This window comes from Kitasatospora sp. NPDC030952 (assembly GCF_055571335.1).
Window position 1 is genome coordinate 275,134 of record NZ_JBVIFM010000004.1, and the last position, 20,114, is coordinate 295,247.

Below are 20,114 nucleotides of genomic sequence, written 5' to 3' on the forward strand. Positions count from 1 at the left end.
CCGGGACTCAGCTGGTGGCCGTCGCCCGGCCGGCCGGCGAGGCGAAGCGCGGCTCTCGCACGGCCCTCTCTGGCCCACGGGGCCAACGCCGCGTCATCCCATGCGTGCGGAGCCCGACGACCTCGGACGGTCAGTCCGTCAGGTCCCGGGCGAGGCCGGCCACCAGGGTCTCCAGCCAGGAGCGCACCGTCCCGGGGTCGAAGAGGTCGGCGTCGTACTCGGCCAGGCCCGCGTAGCCGTCCCGGTCCGGGGCGAGCAGCAGGAGCAGGTCGGAGCGGTTGGAGGGGCCCGGTACGTCCTCGATCTCGGCGGTGAGGCCGGGGAGGTCGAGGGCGATGGTCGGGGTGCTCTGCACGGTGAGCAGGACCTGCGGGTACGAGTCCGGCAGCCGTACGCCGCGCTCGCGCAGCTGCTCGACCAGCTGGCCGAAGGGCACCGTGGCGTGGTCGAGGGCAGTGGCGATCGCCTGCGCGGCCGCGTCCACCAGGGCCCCGAACCCGCCCGGGCAGCGGGTCGGCAGCCGGATCGGCAGGCCGAAGGTGAGCAGGCCGACGACCTGCTCGTCGACCGGCCGGGTGCGGTTGGCGTGGGAGAGCACCACCACGGTCTCCGCCGCCCCGGTCAGCTCGCCCAGCAGCCGGGCGTAGCCGGCGAGGAAGACGGCCGAGGCGGTGGTGGAGCGCCCGGCGGCGTAGCGGCGCACCGCCTCGGCCAGGGCCGCCGGGACGCGCAGGTCGACGGTGCCGCCGCGCCCGGAGCGCTGCTCGGGGCGCGGCCGGGCGGTGGGCAGGTCGACGGTCAGCGGGGTGCCGCCCAGGGTCTCGGTCCAGTGGTCGAGGGCCTCGGCGACGGCGGCCGGGGTGACCACCGTCCGCTCCCAGCAGGCGTGGTCGGTCATCCGGCCCGGGTCCGGCAGCGGCTTGCCGTCGGCGCGGTAGAGCGCGCCCAGGTCGGCCAGCAGGGTGGCCAGCGACCAGCCGTCGACGACGATGTGGTGGAGCGTCAGCAGCAGCGTCCAGGCGTCGTCGGCCGATCGCAGCAGCCGGGCGCGCAGCAGCCGGGCCCCGGCCAGGTCGAAGGCCATCGCGCCCTCCGCCCGGGTGGCCTCGGCGAGGGCCGCGTCCCGGGCGGCGGGGGCGAGCGCCCGCAGGTCGTCGACCGGCAGTGCCACCGGGGTGTTCGGCAGCACCTGCTGGAGCAGGCCCAGGTCGGTGTCCCGGTAGCGGGTCCGCAGGCTCTCGTGGCGGTCGGTCAGCGCCGTCAGCGCGGCGGCCAGCCGCTCGGGGTCCAGCGGCCCGCGCAGGGTGATGCGCTGGCTGATGTTCCACACCGCCGGGTCCGCGGAGCGGCCGTGCGTCCGGTACAGGCGGCGTTGGGCCAGCCCGGCCGGCGCGGCGGCGAGCGCCGTACCGGAGTCGGTCAGGACGGCCAGCAGCCGCTCCCGGTGCGCCCGGACCAGCCCGGCCACCTCCTCGTCCAGCGCGCCGGGCGGGGCCAGGTAGCCGAGCCGGTCGCCGGTGGTGCGCAGCACGATGTCGCGTTCGTCGAGCAGCCGGACCAGCCGGTCCCAGTCCGTCCCGGCGGCGGACGAGCCGGTGGACGAGGTAGCGGGCGAGCCGGTGGACGGGGTGGCGGGCGAGGCGGCCGTCGGGGTGACGGGTGCGGCGGCGGTCACAGGGTGCCCTCCTCGTAGGCGGGGGCCGGGCGGTGCTCGGTCGCCGGGCGGTGGGCGGCCATCGCCCGGATGGTGGGGCGGCGGAAGAAGTCCAGCACGCCGATCCGCAGCCCGGTCGCCTCGCGGACCCGGTTCAGCAGCCGGGTGGCGGCCAGCGAGTGGCCGCCGAGGTCGAAGAAGGAGGTCTCCACGCCTGCGGGGCCGCCGAGTTCCTCCTCCCACAGCCGTTGCACGGTGCGCTCCAGCTCGGTGGCCGGGGCGGCGGCGGCCAGGCCGGCGCCCAGCGGCAGCGGTTCCGGCAGGGCGTCGGCGTCGAGCTTGCCGTTCACGGTGAACGGCAGCGCCGGGACGGCGGCCCAGAGCCCCGGCACCATGTGCTCGGGCAGCAGGTCGGCCAGGTGGTCGCGGACCCGGGGCAGGTCGGCGGCCGCGCACTGCACGTACCCGGCCAGCGTGGTGCCGGCCTGGGTGCGGCGCGCCGTCACCGCCGCGCCGCGCACCCCGGGCACGGTCCGCAGCACCGTCTCGACCTCGCCCGGTTCGACCCGGTAGCCGCGCACCTTGACCTGGCGGTCGGCCCGGCCCAGGTACTCCAGGGTGCCGTCCGGCCGCCACCGACCGAGATCGCCGGTGCGGTAGCGGCGGCCCTCCGGGGTGTCGGTGAAGACGGCGGCGGTCTCCTCCGGCCGGCCGTGGTAGCCGAGCCCGACCTGGACGCCGAGCACATGGATCTCACCGACCGCCCCGACCGGGGTCGGGCGCCCGGCGGTGTCCAGCAGCACGATCCGGTTGCCCGGCGCCGGGCGGCCGATCGCCGCGTGGTCCGGTCCGTCCGGGTCGACCTCGCCGGCGGTGACCCCGTGGGTCTCGGTGGGGCCGTAGTGGTTCACCAGTCGGCAGCCGGGATTGCGGGCCAGGAAGGCCCGCAGTGCCGGGGTGAGCAGCAACTGCTCGCCGCCCTGGACGAGTTCGCGCAGGTGGGGCACCGGTTGGTCGCCGAGGGCCTCGACCAGCGCGGCCAGCGGGGTGTACGGCAGGTGCAGCCGCTCGGCCCGGGTGGCGCGGACCACGGCGGCCAGCGCGGTGATGTCGTAGCGGGTCTCCTCCTCGATCAGCAGCAGGGTGCCGCCGCCGGACAGGGTGGTCAGCACCTCCTGGACGCTGACGTCGAACCCGCAGGAGGCGTACTGGAGGGTGCGGGCGGCCGGGTGGCCGGCGACGTTCCAGGCCAGGAAGGAGGCCAGGCCGAGGGTGTGCATCAGCACTCCCTTGGGCCGGCCGGTGGAGCCGGAGGTGTACAGCAGGTAGGCGCCGGACTGCGCCGAGGGGACGGGCAGCGGCGGCAGTTCGACGGCCTCGGTGCCCGCCCCGGCACCGGTGTGGACGGTCGGCAGGGTGATGCCCATCAGGTCGGTGCCCGGGGCGGTGAGCAGCACGGTCGGTGCGGCGTCCGCGGCGATCAGCCGGCAGCGCTCCGCACCCTGCACCGGGTCGATCGGCACCAGGACGGCGCCCAGCCGCAGCACCGCCAGCAGCGCGGCCACCTGGTCCACCGAGCGCGGCAGCAGTACGCCCACCCGGCTGCCCTCGCGCACCCCGGCGGCCAGCAGTCGGCGGGCGAGTTCCTCGGCCCGGGCGGCCACCGTCCGGTAGTCGGTCGGGGTGCCGTCGGGCGCGACCACCGCGACGGCGTCCGGCTGGGCGGCCGCCGTGGCGGCCACCCTGGCCAGCGGGTGCGCGGGCGCCCGCTCCGCCTCGGGCCCGCACTCCAGGGCGGGGTCGACCGGGGCGGCGGTCAGCTCGGCGAGCGGTCGGGCCGGGTCGGCGACGGCGGCGGCGAGCAGCCGCTCGAAGGCGTCGAACAGCCGGTCCACCGTGGCCCGGTCGAACAGGGTCTCGGCGTACTCGACCTGGCAGCGGATGCCGTCCGGCAGGTTGGTGAGGAACAGCGACAGGTCGAAGGCGGAGCGGTCGACCACGTGGTCCAGCGGACGGGCGGTCACCCCGGGCAGGTCCAGTTCGAAGACCGCGTGGTTCTCGAACTCGACCAGGACCTGGAAGAGCGGGTTGCGGCTGGTGTCCCGCTGCGGGTTCAGCTCCTGCACCAGGACCTCGAAGGGCAGTTGCTGGTGCTCGTAGGCGTCCAGCGCGCTGGAGCGGACCCGGTCCAGCGCCTCGGCGAAGTCCGGCTCCCCGGAGAGGTCCAGCCGCAGCGCCAGGGTGTTGACGAAGAAGCCGACGAGGTCCTCGGTGCCCTCCGCCCGGTTGGCCAGCGGGGTGCCCAGCACCACCTCGTCCTGGCCGCCGTAGCGCTGGAGCACCCCGGCGAAGGCGGTGAGCAGCACCATGAACAGGGTCGAGCGCCGACTGCGGGCCAAGTCCCTTACGCCTGCGGAGAGTTCGGCGGGAAGGTGGCGGACGTGGGCGCGGCCGCGGCCGTCCGGCACCGCGGGGCGGGGCCGGTCGGTGGGCAGGGCCAGCACCGGCAGGCCGCCGCCGAGCACCTTGCGCCAGTACCCGAGGCTGTCCTCGTACGCCCCGGCGGCCACCGCGGCCCGCTCCCGGGCGGCCTCGGCGGCCGGGGTCGTGGTGAGCGCCGGCAGCCGGTGCGGCCGCTGCTCCCGGGCGGCCCGGTACAGCTCCCCCAGCTCCCGGGTGATCACCACGGTGGACAGGGTGTCGATCACGATGTGGTGCATCGAGAGCACCAGGACGTGCCGCTCGGGCCCGGTCTCCAGCAGCCGGGCGCGGAACAGCGGGCCCTCGGCCAGGTCGAAGCGGTGGACGCCCTCGGCGGCCACCAGCGCGGCCACCGCCCCCTGTGCCGAGCCGTCAGCGGCGCCCGCCGCACCGGCCTCGCCCGCCGCACCGACCGCACCGGCCTCGCCCACCGCGTCCACCGCGTCCACCGCGTCCACCGCGCTCACCGGGATCCGCTCCAGCAGTGGGCCCTCCGGCGCCGGGAGCACCTGCTGGAACGGTTCGCCGTCCTGCTCCCGGAACACGGTGCGCAGCCCGACGTGCCGTTCCACCAGCGCGCGCAGCGCGGCATCCAGTGCCTCCGGGTCCAGCGGGCCGTCCAGTTCGACGGCCTTGACCTCGTTGTACTGCGCGGCGTCGGGCAGCATCCGGTGCAGGAACCACATCCGCTGCTGGGCGTAGGACAGCGGGGCGCCGCGACCGGTGGCGCGGCGCAGCGCGTCCAGCTGCGGCAGCCCGGCGGCCACCAGGTCGGGGGCGAGGCCGAAGTCGACGAAGCAGGCGATCTCGTCCGCGCCGGCCGCCCGGAGCTCGGCGAGCACCGACCGCACGCTCTCCGGGGTGCCGATCAGGGCGCGCGAGGCGCAGTAGCGCTCGTAGGCGCGCTCCAGCACGAACTCCAGGTCCTCCTCGCGGGTGTTCTCGAAGTCCAGGGTCAGGCCGAGGCTGTTGGCCATCTGCCCGAACAGCGAGAGCGAGGAGCGCAGGTAGTGGCAGAACGGGCGGTAAGCCTGGGCGCGGGCGGTGTCGAGGTCGGTGCCCAGGTAGGTGTGGACCAGCACGACCACCCGGCCGGCCTCCGGGTCCAGGCCGTGTTCGGCCCGGGTGCGCCGGTAGAGGGCGACGTTCTCGGCGAGCTGGGCCACGTCCTGGGTCATCAGGTTGGTGATGACCCCGAGGTCGTGCCGGGCGGCCTCGCGGAAGCTGTCCGGGTTGCCGACGATCGCGGTGAACATCGGCGGCTGTTCCTGCAGGGGGCGCGGGTGCAGGGTCACCTCGATCGGCTCCCCGTTGCCGTTGCGGCCGCGGTAGGGCTCGCCGCGCCAGAGCGCCCGCACGGTGTCGATCTGACGGTGCATCAGTTCCTTGTGGCCGCCGTAGTTCTCCGGGAAGAACAGGAAGTCGTTGGGGTGCCAGCCGCTGGCGCAGCCCAGGCCGACCCGGCCGCCGGAGAGGTTGTCGACCACCGACCACTCCTCGGCCACCCGGACGGGGTGGTGCAGTGGCAGCACCGCGCAGCCGGCGTTGAGCCGGATCCTGCTGGTCTCCCGGGCCAACGCGGCGGCCAGCACCGAGGGGTTGGGGAAGATCCCGCCGAAGGAGTGGAAGTGGCGCTCCGGCAGCCAGACGGCGTGGAAGTCGTGCCGGTCGGCGAACCGGGCGCTGTCCAGGACGATGCGGTACTTCTCGTCCTCCGGGGAGTCCAGGGGGTAGTCGCCGAAGAAGTAGAGGCTGAAGTCCACCGGGCGCTGGGGATCGCGAACCGGCTGGTACGGCGTGGCGGCGGGCTCGATACCCGTCCGGGTTTCCGATCCGGGCTCCGGAAGGACGGCCGCCGGCCGCGGGGCCGGGAGCCGTACCCCGGGCGAGGCCGGGAAGAAGCCGCCGCGCCGCAGGCCGCGCAGCGAGTCCCGGACGGCGTCGGCCACGAACTCCAGGTCGCCGTCGGTGTGGGCGGTGGAGAGGAAGAAGTTGCGCCACTCCCAGACGTAGACCCCGCGGGTCAGCAGCTCCGGGAAGAACAGCTCCACGTCGGCCCTCGGCTCGAACCGGAACAGCGAGCCGAAGTGGGCCAGCCGCAGCGGGAACTCCTCCTCCTCGAAGAACCCGTTGAGGGTCGCGGCCAGTTCGTCGGTGCGGGCGTTCAGCCGCTCCTGGAGGCCGGGGCCGGCCTCCTTGAGGTGGCGCAGCACGGCGCCGGCCGCGGTCATCGCCAGCGGGTGCTGGATGTAGGTGCCGCCGAAGAAGGTGGTGTCCTGGGGCGGGTAGCTGTCGTCCCCGTAGTCCCAGTGGCCGCCGTCGATGCCGTCCAGGAGGTCGGCGCGCCCGGCGATCGCGCCGATCGGGTAGCCGCCGCCGAGCACCTTGCCGTAGGTGGAGAGGTCCGGGGTCACGCCCCAGAAGCCCTCGGCGCCGCGAAGGTGGGGGCGGAAGCCGGTGAGCATCTGGTCGAAGAGCAGCACGATGCCGCGGCGGGCGGTCAGTTCGCGCAGCGCGCGGACGAACTCGACGGGCTGGCGCCCCGGGTGGCGGCTCTGCACCGGCTCGACCAGGACGGCGGCGATCCGGTCGCCGAGTTCCTCGATGACCTGGAGGCTCTGCGGATCGCCGTACTTCAGCACCACCAGGTCGGCGACCGCGCTGCCGGGGATGCCGCTCGACACCGGGACGGTCTCCCGGTCGGCGCCGTGGCCCACCGTCCGGCCCAGGGTGTGGTCGAAGTGGCCGTGGTAGGAGCCCTCGAACATGACGATCTTGTCCCGGCCGGTGAAGGCGCGGGCCAGCCGGATCGCCCCGGCGTTCGCCTCGGTGCCGGAGTTGGCGAAGGCGACCCGCTCGGTGCCGGTCAGCTCGGCCAGCAGCTCGGCGGCCTCGCCGGTCTCCGGGCCGCGCGGGCCCAGCCGCAGCCCGCCGGCCAGGTGCTCGCGGACGGCCTCGGAGACGAACTCCGGGTCGTGGCCGAAGAGCAGCACGCCGAAGCCCATGGTGATGTCGACGTAGCTGTTGCCGTCGAGGTCCTCCAGCCGGGAGCCCCGGGCACGACGGGCCGCCAGCGGGTAGAGCATCTCCTTGGTCGAGGAGCGGAAGCCGACCACGGCGCGGCTGTCCGCGAGGGTGCGCCGGTGGCGGCGGGTGACCGCCTTGGAGGCGGCGGTGCGGGCGGTGAAGCGGGCGACCAGTTCGTCCACGTGGGCGCGCTGGCGCTCGGTCAGGCCGCCGGCGGCCATGCCGGACTCGCGGGAGAGGGTCACCCGGGGGCCGTGCACCTGGGGGGCCGACGGTGCGGGGGCCACCGGGGTGGCGGGCTCAGGGACAGGGGCCGGGACGGGGACGGGGACGACCGCGACGGCCGGGGCGGCGGCCGGCGGCAGGGCGACGGGGGCCGCCGCCGGGACGGGCGCGGACGGCGCCGTACCCGTCCCGGCCAGCAGGCCGAGCTGGTCGCGCATCAGGTCGGAGAACTGGCCGAGCAGCGCGAGCTGGCGCTCGATCAGGCCGGTGCCGTCCGTCACCGGGGCGGGCGCGGCCGGCAGCGGGGACACGACCGGGGCGGGCGGTGAAGGCACGCCGGGAACGGCGGGCGCGGCGGGGAGGACGGGCGCGGCCGCCTGCGGTGCCGGTGCGGCGACGACCGGGGCCGGGGCCGGGGCCGCGACCGGAGCCAGGACCGGCGCAACCGCCGCGGCCGGGGTCGGCTCCGGCTCAGCGGCCGGCAGCAGCGCGTCCCGGACGGCTGGCTCCAGCCGACCGGCGATCAGCCCCGCCAGCCGGGCCGGGGTGTCCGACTCCTCGAAGAGTTCGCGCATCGAGATCCGCACCCGGAAGGCGCGCTCCAGGTCCCGGATCATGTTGATCATCCCGAGCGAGTCGGCGCCCAGGTCGAAGAAGGGGTCGTCCGGGCCGACCGCCCCCTCGTCGTGGCCCAGCTGCCGGGCCGTCTGTTCCAGCACCCGGCGCAGCACGGCCTCCTCGGCGAGCTGCTCGGGGCTCGCGACGGGCGCCTGGGCGGCGGGTGCGCTCTGCTGGGGCGGCGGTGCCTGGTGCATGGCGGGGTCCTCGGTGGTCGGCCGGTCGGGGGCGGTGAACCAGTGGCGGCGGCGCTGGAAGACGGTGGTCGGCAGGGGCACCCGGCGGGCCGGGCCGTCCGGCCAGTTCCGGGCGACGGCGAAGCGCGCCCAGTCGATCGGGACGCCGTGGGACCACAGCGCGGCGGCCGCGGCGTCGAACTGCGACTCCTGGGGCGCGCCGCGCCGGGCGGCGGCCACGAAGTGGCGGTGCGGCAGCTCCCGGCGGCCCATGCCGGTGAGCGTCGGGTGCGGGCCGAGCTCCAGGAACAGCTCGTGGCCCTGCCCGTCCAGGGCGGCCAGCACCAGGTCGAAGCGCGCGGTCTCCCGGGTCTGCCGGACGAAGTAGTCGGGCGTGGGCACGGTGCCGGGGGCCAACACCTCGCCGCCCAGGTTGCTCACCAGCGGTACGGTCAACGGCCGCAGGCGCAGCCGGGCGAGCTGTTCGCGGAGCGGGTCGAGCACCGGGTCGAGCAGCCGGGAGTGGAACGCCCGGTCGGTGGCGAGGCGTTCGGTGGGCACGCCCTCGGCGGCCAGGACGGTCTCCGCCGCCGCGATCGCCTCCGGCGGGCCGGCCAGCACGCACTGGCCGGCGCCGTTGACCACGGCCGGCTCCACCCCGGGCAGCCGGTCGGCGAGTGCGGCGAGCCGCTGCGGGCCGGCCATCACCGCCGTCATGGCACCGGGAGCGGTCGCCCGCTGCATCAGCCGGCCGCGCAGCGCGGTGAGGAACATCCCGTCGGCGAGGTCGAGCGCGCCCGCGGCGTGGAAGGCCGCGTACTCACCGGCGCTGTGTCCGGCGACCGCGGCCGGACGGATCCCGAGCTCCTGCCAGAGCCGCAGCTGGGCCGCCTGCAGGGCGAACAGCGCGGGCTGAGCCGCCTCGGTGGTCCAGGCGTCGTCGGCGCCCTGGGGCACCGGGTCGAGCAGCAGCGGAAGCAGCGGTTCGTCCCAGGCCTCGCGGTGCAGCCGGTCGCACTCCTCCAGGACGGCCCGGAAGACCGGGAAGGCACGGTGGAGTTCGGCGGCCATGCCCCGGTGCTGGGCGCCCTGGCCGGTGAACAGCAGCACCGGCTGGACGTCGGTCCGCCGGGCCTCCCGGCGGACCGGTACGGCTCCGGTGGTGCGGCCCGCCAGGTGGGCCTCCAGGCCTCGGCGCAACTCGTCGGGGCCGGTGCCGGTGACGGCGAGGCGGTGGCGCAGTGCGCGGCGCCCGCCGCCCAGGGTGAGCGGCAGGTCGCCGGGGGCGGGCGCGGGCCCGGTGGCGAGGCGGTCGCGGAGCAGGGCGACCAGTGCGGACAGGCCCTCCTCGGTGCGGGCGGACAACGGCAGCACGGTCGGCGCCTGCCGGGGGCCGTCGGCGCCGCCGGGTACGGCCGGGGCGGGCGCCTGCTCCAGCACCAGGTGGGCGTTGGTGCCGCCGACACCCAGCGCGCTGACCCCGGCCCGGCGCGGGGTCGGACCGGCCGGCCAGTCGCGGCGCTCTGCGGAGAGCCGGAACGGGCTGCCGGCCAGCTCCAGCGCGGGATTGGGACGGCTGAAGTTGACCAGCGGTGGGATGGTGCCGTGCCGCAGCACCAGCAGGGCCTTGATCAGCCCGGCCATTCCGGCGCAGGTGTCCAGGTGGCCGATGTTGGGCTTCACCGAGCCGAGCGAGCAGAAGTCGGCGGCCTGGGTGCGCGCCCGGAAGGCCTGGGCCAACGCCCGGAACTCGATCGGGTCGCCCAGCGGGGTGCCGGTGCCGTGCGCCTCGAGGTAGCCGACGCTCTCGGCCGGCACCCCGGCCAGGTCGAGGGCCCGGCCGACCACCGCCGCCTGCCCGTCCACGCTGGGCGCGGTGTAGCCGACCTTCTGCCCGCCGTCGTTGTTGACGGCCGAGGCGAGGATCACGCCGTGCACGGTGTCGCCGTCCGCCAGCGCCCGGTCCAGGCGCTTGAGCAGCACGGCCGCCACGCCGTTGCCGCCGACCGTGCCGCCGGCCGCCGCGTCGAAGGCCCGGCAGGCGCCGTCGGGGGCGAGGATCGACCCCTCTTCGTAGCGGTAGCCGGCGGCCTGCGGGATGTGCAGGGCGGCGGCCCCGGCCAGGGCCAGGTCGCAGTCACCGGCCAGCAGCGACTGCGCCGCCAGGTGCACCGCGACCAGCGACGTGGAGCAGGCGGTCTGCACCCCGATCGCGGGGCCGGTCAGGCCCAGCCGGTAGGCGACCCGGGTGGCGGCGAAGTCGGCCTGGTTCCCGATCGCGGTCTGCAGCGCGGACACCGGCTCGGCCGGGTCGGCGGTGGCGGCCAGGGTGTGCTGGTAGTAGGTGCGCAGTGCGTACAGGGTCATCCCGGTGCCGGCGAAGACCCCGATCCGGCGCTGTGGGTCGGGCGCGTCGTAGCCGCCGTCCTCCAGGGCCTGGCGGCAGATCTCCAGCAGCAGGCGCTGCTGGGGGTCCATCAGCGCGGCCTCGGTGCCGCTGATGCCGAAGGCCTCGGCGTCGAAGCGGTCGGTGTCGGGCAGTGCACCGGTGACCGGGACGTAGTCGGGGTGCCGGTACTCCTCCGGGCGCAGGCCCGCCGCCGCCAGCTCCTCCTCGGTGAACCGGGTGGTGCTGGTGACCCCGTCGACGATGTTGCGCCAGTACTGCTCGGGGGTGTCGGCGCCGGGGAAGCGCAGGGCCAGGCCGACGATGGCCACCCGGCGGTCGGCACCCTCGGGGCCGCCGGGCGCGGTGGCGGTGGTCGGGGTGGTCGGAGCGGTGGGTGCGGCCGGGACGGCGGGTGCCTCGGACAGGTGGGCGATCAGGGCGTCCACGGTGGGGTGCCGGAACAGTTCGGTGGGCGCAGGAGGTGTCGGCAGGGCTGCGCTCAGTGCACCGTGCACCCGCATCAACTGCAGTGACCCGATGCCGAGTTCTACCAATGGGCGGGCCGGGTCGAGCGGGGCGTCGAGGACGGCCTCGAAGGCGTCCAGGACGGTCCGGCGCAGCTCGGTGGCGGCGGGTGCGGGCGCGGCGGGCCCAGGTGCGGCGGGTTCGACGGGCGTCGCGACCGCCCGACCCGCGGGCGCCTCGGGAACCGGCCGCGGTGCGGTGGCCAGCAGGTGGCGGCGCGCGGCAGGAGCGCTCGGCTCGGGCCCGGCGTACCAGCGGCCCGGGGGGCCGGCCAGCAGCAGGGTCGCCAGTCGGCGGCCGTGCGCGGCGCTCAGTACGGCGATGCCCCGGGCGGCGGAGGCCTGTTCGTGGTCGGTGGCGCGGTTCATGCCGACCCGGCTCCACAGGCCCCAGGAGATCGTCCAGGCCGGGATGCCGGTCTCCTGATGCAGCCGCTCGACCGCGCTCTCCAGGTAGCGGTTGGCGGCGGCGTAGGCGGTGGAGCCGACGGCCTCCTGGAAGCCGACCATCGAGGAGAAGCCGACGAACTGGGCACCGGGCCGCTGCCGGACCAGCTCGATCAGGTGGTCCGTGCCGGTCGTCTTGGCGCGCACCGCCTCGCGCCAGCCGTCCGGGTCGGTGCCGGAGAGCAGGGCGATCCGATAGGCGCCGGCCAGGTGGAGCACGCCGTCCAGCGGTGCCTGCCAGTCCCGTTCGGCCTCGGCGACCACCGCGGCCAGCTGCTCGCGGTCCGTCACATCGGCGCGGCGGTAGTCGACCCGGCCGCCGTACCCCGCGAGCCGGTGCAGCGCGGCACGGCGTTCGGCCGCCTCGGCGGTCGGCGCGTCCAGGTCGGTGCGGCCGATCAGCAGCAGCCGGGCGCCGTGGTCGCGCAACAGGCCGGGCAGCAGCTCGGCGGCGATCCCGCCGAGGCCGCCGGTGACCAGGTAGCGGGCGCCGGGCGAGAGCAGCGAGCAGCCCTGGGCCTCGGTGGCGGGTTCGGCCGCTCCGAGCCGGGGCACCCACGGGCGGCCCTCGCGCCAGGCGCACTCGGGCTCCGGGCGGGGCTCGGCCAGCAGGGCGAGCAGGGCGGCGGCCTGCTCGGCGGGCGGCAGGCCGGTCGGTAGGTCGAGGTGCCTGGCCGCCGGGACCAGTTGCTCGGCTCTGGCTCCGGCGGTCAGCGCCGCCGTCAACGATGCTGCCGGGTCCGGGAGTTCGCCGGGCAGAACGGCGTGCAGTCCGGCGCTGACGGTGACCAGCTCGCCGGACGGCGGCCGGTCGGCCAGGGCCCGCAGCAGGGCGAGCAGTGCTTCGTCCGGCGGCGCGGCCTCATCGGGCCGGGCCGCTGCCCCGCCGGCCCCTCCCCCGGCGGCCGCGCCCCCGGCGACTGCTCCCCTGTCGGCCGCGCCCCATAGGTGCAGCACCCGTCCGGGGCGCTCCTCGCCGAGTGCCCGCAGCCACTGCTGGGGATCGGCGGTCGGCGGCCGGTCCACCACCACGGCCCCCGGCAGGGCGGTGCGCAGCGCCTCGACCAGGGTGCCGGGCCCGGCCGGGCCGAGCAGCAGCGTCGGCCCGACCGGGTCGCCGTCGGCCGGGGTGGTCGGGGCCGGGGCCGGGGAGGCCGGGGCCGGGGAGGCCGGGGCCGGGGAGGCCGGGGCCGGGGAGGTCGGGGCCGCGGGGGCCTCCGGCGCCGGGCGGGGTTCCCAGACGATCCGGCGCACGCAGTCCGGCAGGGTACGGGAGTTGGCCTCGGCCAGGTCGAGCGCCACGATGTGCTCGTCGAGTCCGCCGTCGAGCAGGCGCCCGCGCAGGGCGGTGCGCTGGATCTTGCCGCTGGTGGTGCGCGGGAACTCGGCGGCCGGCACCGGCAGCACCAGGGCGGGGGCGGGCTGCCGGCGGGCGGCCAGCAGCCGGCGGACCTCGGCGGCCACCGGGGGTGCGGGGGCCGCCGGGTCGCTCGGCACGTACGCGATCACCAGCTGCTCGGTGCCGGTGCGTTCGTCCGGGACCCCGAAGGCGGCGACGTGCCCGGACCGTACCCCCGCCACCGAGGCGACCACGTCCTCCAGCTCGTGGCAGAAGTGGTGCACCCCGTTGACGATGATGATCTCCTTGCGACGGCCGGTGAGCACCACCTCCCCGTCGGCCAGGAAGGCGAGGTCACCGGTGTCGAACCAGCCGTCGCCGACGAAGGCTTCGCGGTCGGCGGCCGGGTTGTTCAGGTAACCGGGCGTCACCCGGCCGGAGTTGACCTGGAGCCGGCCCACCCGGTACTCGGGCAGCGCCCGGCCGTCCTCGCCGGCCACCCGGATCCGGGTGCCGGGCGCGGGCCGCCCCATGCTGAGGAAGGCGGTGCCGCGCTCCGGGGAGTCCGGGTCGGCGGGCGCCAGTCGGCCGCTCAGCGAGTCGGTGCGCACCAGGCGGCGGGCGCCGTCCTCGTGGTAGCGCTTGTAGGTGATGACGGTGCAGGTCTCGGCCATGCCCCAGCCCAGCAGCACATGGTCGGCCCGGACGCCGAACGGCCCGGTGGCGGCCAGGAACTCGTCCAGCACCGCCTCGGTGCACTGCTCGCCCGCGTTGATCAGGGACTTGACCGAGGAGAGGTCCCAGTGCCGGTCGGGGCCGGCCGCCCGCACCGCCTCGGCGACCAGCCGGTAGCCGAAGTTGGGCGACCAGGAGTGCGCGCCCCGGTAGCGCTCCAGCGTGTCCAGCCAGACCAGCGGGTCGGCGAGCACCAGCTCGGTGGGCACCTGCACCTGGTCGGCGGCCAGCGCCACGTCCCGCAGGTGGAACATCAGCAGCCCGGCCACGTGGTCCAGCGGCAGCCAGTTGACGGTGACGTCCTCGGGGGTGCTGCCCTGGGCGACCGCGCCGGCCACGTACTCCAGGATGCCGCGGTGGGTGATCTGCACGGCCTTGGAGCGGCCGGTGCTGCCGGAGGAGAGCTGGAGGATCGCGACATCACCCGGGTCGGGGGCGTGCTCGGCGCCGGCGGGGGCCGGCTCGGCACCGGTACGGGCGGACTCGGCACCGGTACGGGCGGACTCGGCACCGGTACGGGCGGGCGGTGCGCCGCCGTCGGCGGGCCGGTCGACCGCGATGACCCGCAGGCCGGGCGCCGGGTAGAGCTCGCCGAGCCCCGCCAGGCCCGCCACCGCCGGACCGGCGGCGAGCACCGGCGGCTGCTCCAGGGTCTGCCAGGCGTGCCAGAGCTTCTCCAGGACGGGGTTGGGCTGGTCGTACGCCGGTGGGCGGGCCACCGTGACCGGTTGCACCCCGCCCAGCAGGCAGGCCCACAGGGCGGTGAAGTAGTCCTCCGGCTCCGGCACTTGGAGGATCACCCGGTCCCCCGCCCGCAGTCCGGCGGCGGTCAGCAGGGCGAGGGTCCGCCGGGCCCGCTCCAGCAGTCGACGGTAGGTCAGCCTGGTCGCCCCGCCGTCGGCCCGGACCAGGTGCAGGCCGCGCTCGGGGTGCCGCTCGGCGGCGCGCAGCAGCGCCTCGGGCAGCGTCCGGGGCGCGTCCGGGGGTGGCTCGGGCAGCGGGGCGCCGACCGCCTCGGTCCCGACGTCCTCGGCGGCTTCCCCCTCGGGGGCGGCGTCCTCGGGGGTGGCGTCCTCGGGAGCGGCCGTCGCGCTGTCCGGGGCGGGGCCGGCGGCCGCCCCGGGATCGCCGAACGGCCTCCAGTGCGCGGTGAGTTCGCGCAGGTGGCGCAGGGCGGGACCGGGCTCGGCCGGCGGCCGGGCCGCCGCGGCGGCGAGGGCGACGCGGTCGGGCTCGCCCTCCGGGGTGCGGACGATGCCGTCGAGGAGGTGCACCTCGGCGCCCGGGTCGGCATCCCACAGGGCCCCGGTGGCCCGGCGGCGCAGTGCGGCCGGATCGGTGTCGACGGCGGGCACCAGGTAGGCCAGCAGGCCAGGGCGGCCGTCGGCGCGCTCGACCGGCAGCAGCGCGCAGTCGGCGACCTCGGGACGCAGCAGCAGCCGGGCCTCCAGGGCGCGCAGCCGGGCGCGGTCGGAACCGGTGGGGCTCATCAGCGACGGCACCTTTCGGATCGGTGCGGGGCGTGCGCGGGTACGGCGGCCCCGGGGTGCGGAGGGTGGGCGGATCGGGGTGGCCTGCCGCCTTGTGGGCGTCGGCGGATCCGGTGGCGCGGTACTTGCGGGTGCGGGGCTGTGCGGTACGAGGCTGTGCGGTACGGCGTGCGGGGCTGGGTGGTCGAGCGGGCCGGGCGTGTCAGCGGTTGCCGGACCGGGCCTTCCGGGACCAGGTGACGTGGACCAGGAACCCGAGCGCCAGCACGATCGGGACGGCGTGCGAGACGCCGACCACGGTCAGCGGACTGAGCAGCGCCAGCAGCGATCCGCTCAGCAGCATCCCGGTGCCCATGCCGACGTTCTCGGCGGAGGCGAGCAACCCGAAGGCCTGGCCGCGCCGTTCGTCGGCGAGGGCCTGGATCCGGGTGGTGTACGAGATCTCGGTGAAGCCGTCGCCGAGCCCCGCGCCGATCGCCACCAGCAGGAACAGCGGGGTCGGCAGCCCGGTGAAGACCAGGATGAAGCAGCCGGACATCAGGCAGGTGCCCAGCGCGAAGGCCCGCTCGCCCGGTTCGATGCCCCGGCGCAGCAGGAGCCGGGAGACCAGCTGCTGGGCGCCGAGGTTGCCGACCGCCCAGGTGGCCCAGAACATGCCCAGCAGCGCGGCCGGGTTGCCGGGGTCGTGCTGGTTCGCGAAGACCGGCAGGCCGATGTTGTGCGCGGCCGAGCCGAAGGCGTCCAGCAGCCGGATCGCCGCCATCGCGCCCACCACGGGGGCGGCGCGCAGCACGACCAGGGCCTGCCACCGACTGCCGAATCGTTTCGTCTTTCCGACGGCGTCAGCGGCACCCGGGTCGACGGCACCCGGGTCGGCGGCACCCATGGGCTCCTCGATCGCCTCGGGCCGGGTGCGCAGCGGCAGCCGGACCACCACGAGGGCGAACACCACGAAGCTGGCCGCGTCGATGAGCAGCGCCGCCCGGAACCCGGCCCAGGCGACCACCACACCGGCGGAGGCGAAGCCGAGCACCATGGCGGCCGAACGGCAGCTCGCCATCAGGCTGTTGGCGCGGGCCCGGCGCTCGGGGCCGACCATCTCCGGGATGCTGGTGCGCAGCGCGACGGCGCACACCGCTGACGCGCCGCCGAACACCAATGCCAGCGGGTAGAGCACCGGGATCCGCGCGGAGACCGGGGCGAGGGCCACCACGACCAGCGCCACCGCCTGGGCCAGCGCGCAGCCCGTCATCAGCCGTCGCCGGTCGGTCCGGGCCACCAGCCGCCCGGCGAGCATCCCGCCGGCGAAGCCGCCGGTCAGCCGCAGGATCAGGTACCCGGCCGTGCCGAGCGCGTTGCCCGCCGCCTCGTACGCGAACAGGCTGAGCGCCACCAGGTCGAGCTGGCTCCCGTAGCTGGACAGGGCGTCGCCCAGGGCCAGCCGGTAGAACACCCGGGGCAGCTTCTCGGCGGTCCGGTGCGGTACTTGCTGTGCAGTGTCCGGCACCGGTCCCCCAGGAACGCCGCTTCGATCGGTTCAGTGTCACATTGCACGGCAATGTAGGGATCCACCCGGCGACAGATCAAGAGCTTGATCGTCCGCTGTCCGAAAGACCGTGCGTTCGGCCGATCCGGAACCATCATTCCGGCCACGCTGGCGAGTTGATGCCGGTACACCCCGCCCCCGGGCCATCGGCCCAGGGGCCGCGGACACCGGTCGGCCCTCCTCCAACCGCCCCACGGCAAGGCCCCGGCAGCGCCCGGCGGCCGATCAGGTCCTGCGCGAGATGACCATGATGTATTCGCAGGGAGCGTTCGTCCGGTTGGCGAAGCCGTGGCTCGCATCGGCCTGGAAGAACAGCGAGTCGCCCGCGTTCAGGGTCTCGCTGATCCCGCCGACCGCGACGGTGAGGGCGCCTTCGAGCACCACGAGTTGCTTCTCCGTACCCGGCGGATACGCGGGCAGCAGCCCGGTGGAGACCTGCGCGGGGAGGTGGTGGACGACCATCTCGGCCCGTCCCGCGCCCGGGGCCGCCGACACGATGTGCCGCTCGAAGCCGGTCTCCGGGTCACGGAAGACGGGGCGATCGCTCTTGCGCATGACGACGGCGACACCGGACGCGGCAGCGGCCGGCGCGCCGACCAGGTCGGAGAGCGCCACATCGAGCGCATGGGCGATCCTGGACGCGACGCCGATCGTCGGGCTCTTCTCACCGCGTTCGACCTTGGACAGCATCGCCCGGCTGACCGTCGCCCGGGTGGACAGTTGCTCCAGCGTCAGGCCCGCCTCCTCACGGCGTCGCCGCACGTTGCCACCGAACGCGCCGGCCAGGTCGTCACCGTGCCGCGGTTCGGCCGCGTTTCCGTCTTGCTCGACCACCGTGCTCCTCGATCGATAGGTACCTCGCTGCCCACAGTGTAGGGTTTCTCCTATAGAAGATTTGATCTTCTATAGGAGACTTGCGAGTGCACCCGACCCGATGGAGGGGTTCCATGCGTTTGATCTCAAGTGGCCGGCACCATGCCACGTTCGAATTCGGCGACCTGCGGGTGACCTCGTTGCGAGACGGGTACATCGACATGCCGCGGACCCGGCTGCGCGACGAGGACGGACGCGCGCTCGATGAGCTGCCGGCCACCGTTCCACTGGTCGGCGACAACCTTCGACTGGCGGTCAACGCCTTCTTCGTCACCGACGGCACGCGCTCGGTCCTCATCGACACCGGCGCGTCCGACAACTGGCACGAACCCACCATGGGGCTGATCTACGACGCGCTCGACGAAGCCGGAATCGACCGCGCGCACATCACCGACGTGGCCATCACCCACGACCACGAGGACCACGTGAGCGGCCTGATCGCGCCGGACGGCTCGGAGGCGTTCGCCCGACTCGAGCGCGTGTGGATCGGCGCGGGCGACACCTCGGTGTTCACCGGGCGGCTCGAACCGATCCGCGACCGGGTCGTACCCGTGTCGGAGCAGGTCGCGGTCAACGCCTGGACCACCGCGGTCCCGACGCCGGGCCACACCCCCGGTCACACCGTCTACGACATCAGGAGCGGCACCGGCCACCTGCTCGTCTGGGGCGACACCGTTCACGTCCCCACGCTCCAGTTCGAGCGGCCGAAGGTGTCCTGGGAGTTCGACGGCGACCAGCCCCGGGCCCGCGCCGCGCGAGCGGCCCTGCTCGAACAACTCAGCCGGCCGGACCACTTCGTCGCCGGCGCCCACCTCGACTCACCCGGCATCGCCCGGGTGACCCCCTCCGGCGACGGCTATGCGCTGGAGTACCTCGCACCACCGATCGGCTGATCGAGCCGGTCGGCTCCGGACCGACCGCGCTCGCGCACTCCGGCGGGCGGTGGGCGCCACCGTGCCAGTGACGCCCACCGCGCCGGACGTCGCCTCCGCACCCTCGATCGGACGTCACGGAACGTCGCCGTGGCGGAGGGCAGAACCGGCCTGCCGAGTCCGGATCAGCTGGGGGAGCCGGTCCAGATGACGTTCTTGCGCTCCAGTCCGCTGCCGTAGTTGAACTCGACGGAGAACCGGTCGGCCGCGCCGTTCGGCAGGGCGTACGCGGTCACGCCGACGGCCTCCCGACCCGGCCCGAGCGAGCCGCCGAGGAGCTTCTGCCGGGAGCTCCCGTCGATCAGCGAGGTGACGAGGGCACCGTTCGCGTCCCAGACGAAGGGCAGCCCGGATCCGTAGAGCGAGACGTCCTTGGAACCGGTGTTGGTGACGGTGATCCTCACCTGGATGATCTTGGCGTTCTTGGGCGCCTGGAACACGGTCTCGTTCGGGACGTACGGCTCCGGCGGGGCCATGGTGACCTTCAGCCCGTCCCCGTACGTGTAGGACTGGCCGAACTCCAGGCGCCGGGCCTTCTCGTCGGCGGCCTTCGCCTGCTGCTCCTCCTCGATCTTCTTCTTCGCGGCGTCGAGCCGTTCCTTCGCCTTCGCCAGCCGTTCCGCCGACGCCCGCTCCTCCTCGTCCGCCCGGATCTGGGCGGCCCTCGACGCCGCCTTGCGGTCCTCGTTCGCCGCGTGCACCCCCACCGCGAAGAACACCCCGGTGCCCGCCGAGACGAGCAGGCCCACCACGCCCAGGATGACGCCCGCGAGCGCCATTCCCCGGTTGGTCGCCTGGCCCTTGCGCGCGTAACCCAGGCCGATGATGCCGAAGATCAGGGCGAGCAGGGCCGGCAGCCAGGACAGCCAGAAGAAGACCAGGACCAGGCCGAGGACGACCCCGACGATCCCGAGCACCATCGCCGCGGTGCCCAGGCCGTTGCGGGGCTGCGGCGCGGCTACCGGGTACTGCGGCCAGTACGGCGCGCCCGGGTACCCGCCGGGACCACCGGCCGGGGCCGCGAACGGCGAAGGGGCTCCGGCGGCCGGATCGCCGGCCGGCGGCGCGAACGGCGAGGGGGCTCCGACGGCCGGATCGCCGGCCGGCGGCGCGAACGGCGAGGGGGCCCCGACGGCGGCGGGCGCGGGGGCCGGGGCGGGCGCGGGGGCCTCGCCCTGCGCCGGGGTCTCGCCCTGCGCCGGGGTCAGCGGCGGCCTCTCCGGCTCGGCATCGGCATCGGCATCGGCGTGAGCGTCGGCGTCGGCATCGGCGGGAGTGCCAGCGGGCGCGGGGGACTTGGCAAGCGAGACGGCGTCAGCGGGCGCAGGCTCCACGGCGGGGCCCGGGGCCTCGCCCTGCTTCGGAGCCTCGCTCTGCCCCGGGGTCAGCGGCGTCCTCGGCTCGGCGCCGGCGGGCGCCTCCCCGGGCTGCGGGCTGTCGGGCGGGACAGGAACGGTCATACGGGATCCTTCGGGAACGTCGGGATGATGAGCGGCTTTCCGCCCCGGGCCGAGGTCCCTCCGTGGTTCCCCCCACCGACGGCCCGACCTCCGCGAGACGCGCACCAGTCCGGGCCGGACCCGGGCGTCGGCATCCCGGGACGGGAGCGCGGCAGGGTCGGCGACTGATCAACATACAGGTGTCCGATAACAGTTCCG

Annotated in this window: 6 protein-coding genes; 1 reads left to right on the forward strand and 5 read right to left on the reverse strand. The window is 75.5% G+C overall.

Annotated features, from left to right (window positions below):
- Nucleotides 1-130: 130 nt before the first annotated feature.
- The 4 genes from ACZ47G_RS10945 to ACZ47G_RS10960 form a co-directional block, all read right to left on the reverse strand.
- Complete coding sequence (locus ACZ47G_RS10945; protein WP_465741149.1) at nucleotides 131-1,675, reverse strand: condensation domain-containing protein; 1,545 nt, start codon at nucleotides 1,673-1,675, stop codon at nucleotides 131-133.
- The gene (locus tag ACZ47G_RS10950) at nucleotides 1,672-15,105 is read right to left on the reverse strand and encodes a MupA/Atu3671 family FMN-dependent luciferase-like monooxygenase (RefSeq protein ID WP_465741151.1); all 13,434 of its coding nucleotides are present in this window, start codon (nucleotides 15,103-15,105) and stop codon (nucleotides 1,672-1,674) included. Before ACZ47G_RS10950 ends, ACZ47G_RS10945 begins: the two co-directional genes overlap by 4 nt.
- A 202-nt stretch (nucleotides 15,106-15,307) precedes the next feature.
- Nucleotides 15,308-16,612, reverse strand: coding sequence for an MFS transporter (locus ACZ47G_RS10955; protein WP_465741153.1), 1,305 nt, complete (start codon nucleotides 16,610-16,612; stop codon nucleotides 15,308-15,310).
- A gap of 264 nt (nucleotides 16,613-16,876) precedes the next feature.
- Nucleotides 16,877-17,485 (reverse strand): helix-turn-helix domain-containing protein, encoded by a 609-nt coding sequence (locus ACZ47G_RS10960; protein ID WP_465741155.1) that lies wholly within the window; start codon nucleotides 17,483-17,485, stop codon nucleotides 16,877-16,879.
- A 113-nt stretch (nucleotides 17,486-17,598) separates the two neighbouring features.
- Between ACZ47G_RS10960 and ACZ47G_RS10965 the strand changes: the two genes are divergently transcribed.
- Complete coding sequence (locus ACZ47G_RS10965) at nucleotides 17,599-18,417, forward strand: MBL fold metallo-hydrolase (protein ID WP_465741157.1); 819 nt, start codon at nucleotides 17,599-17,601, stop codon at nucleotides 18,415-18,417.
- A 164-nt stretch (nucleotides 18,418-18,581) separates the two neighbouring features.
- Here the strand turns inward: ACZ47G_RS10965 and ACZ47G_RS10970 are convergent, their stop codons facing one another.
- Entirely contained in the window at nucleotides 18,582-19,916 is a 1,335-nt protein-coding gene (locus ACZ47G_RS10970; protein WP_465741159.1) for a DUF4190 domain-containing protein, read from the reverse strand.
- Nucleotides 19,917-20,114: the final 198 nt, after the last annotated feature.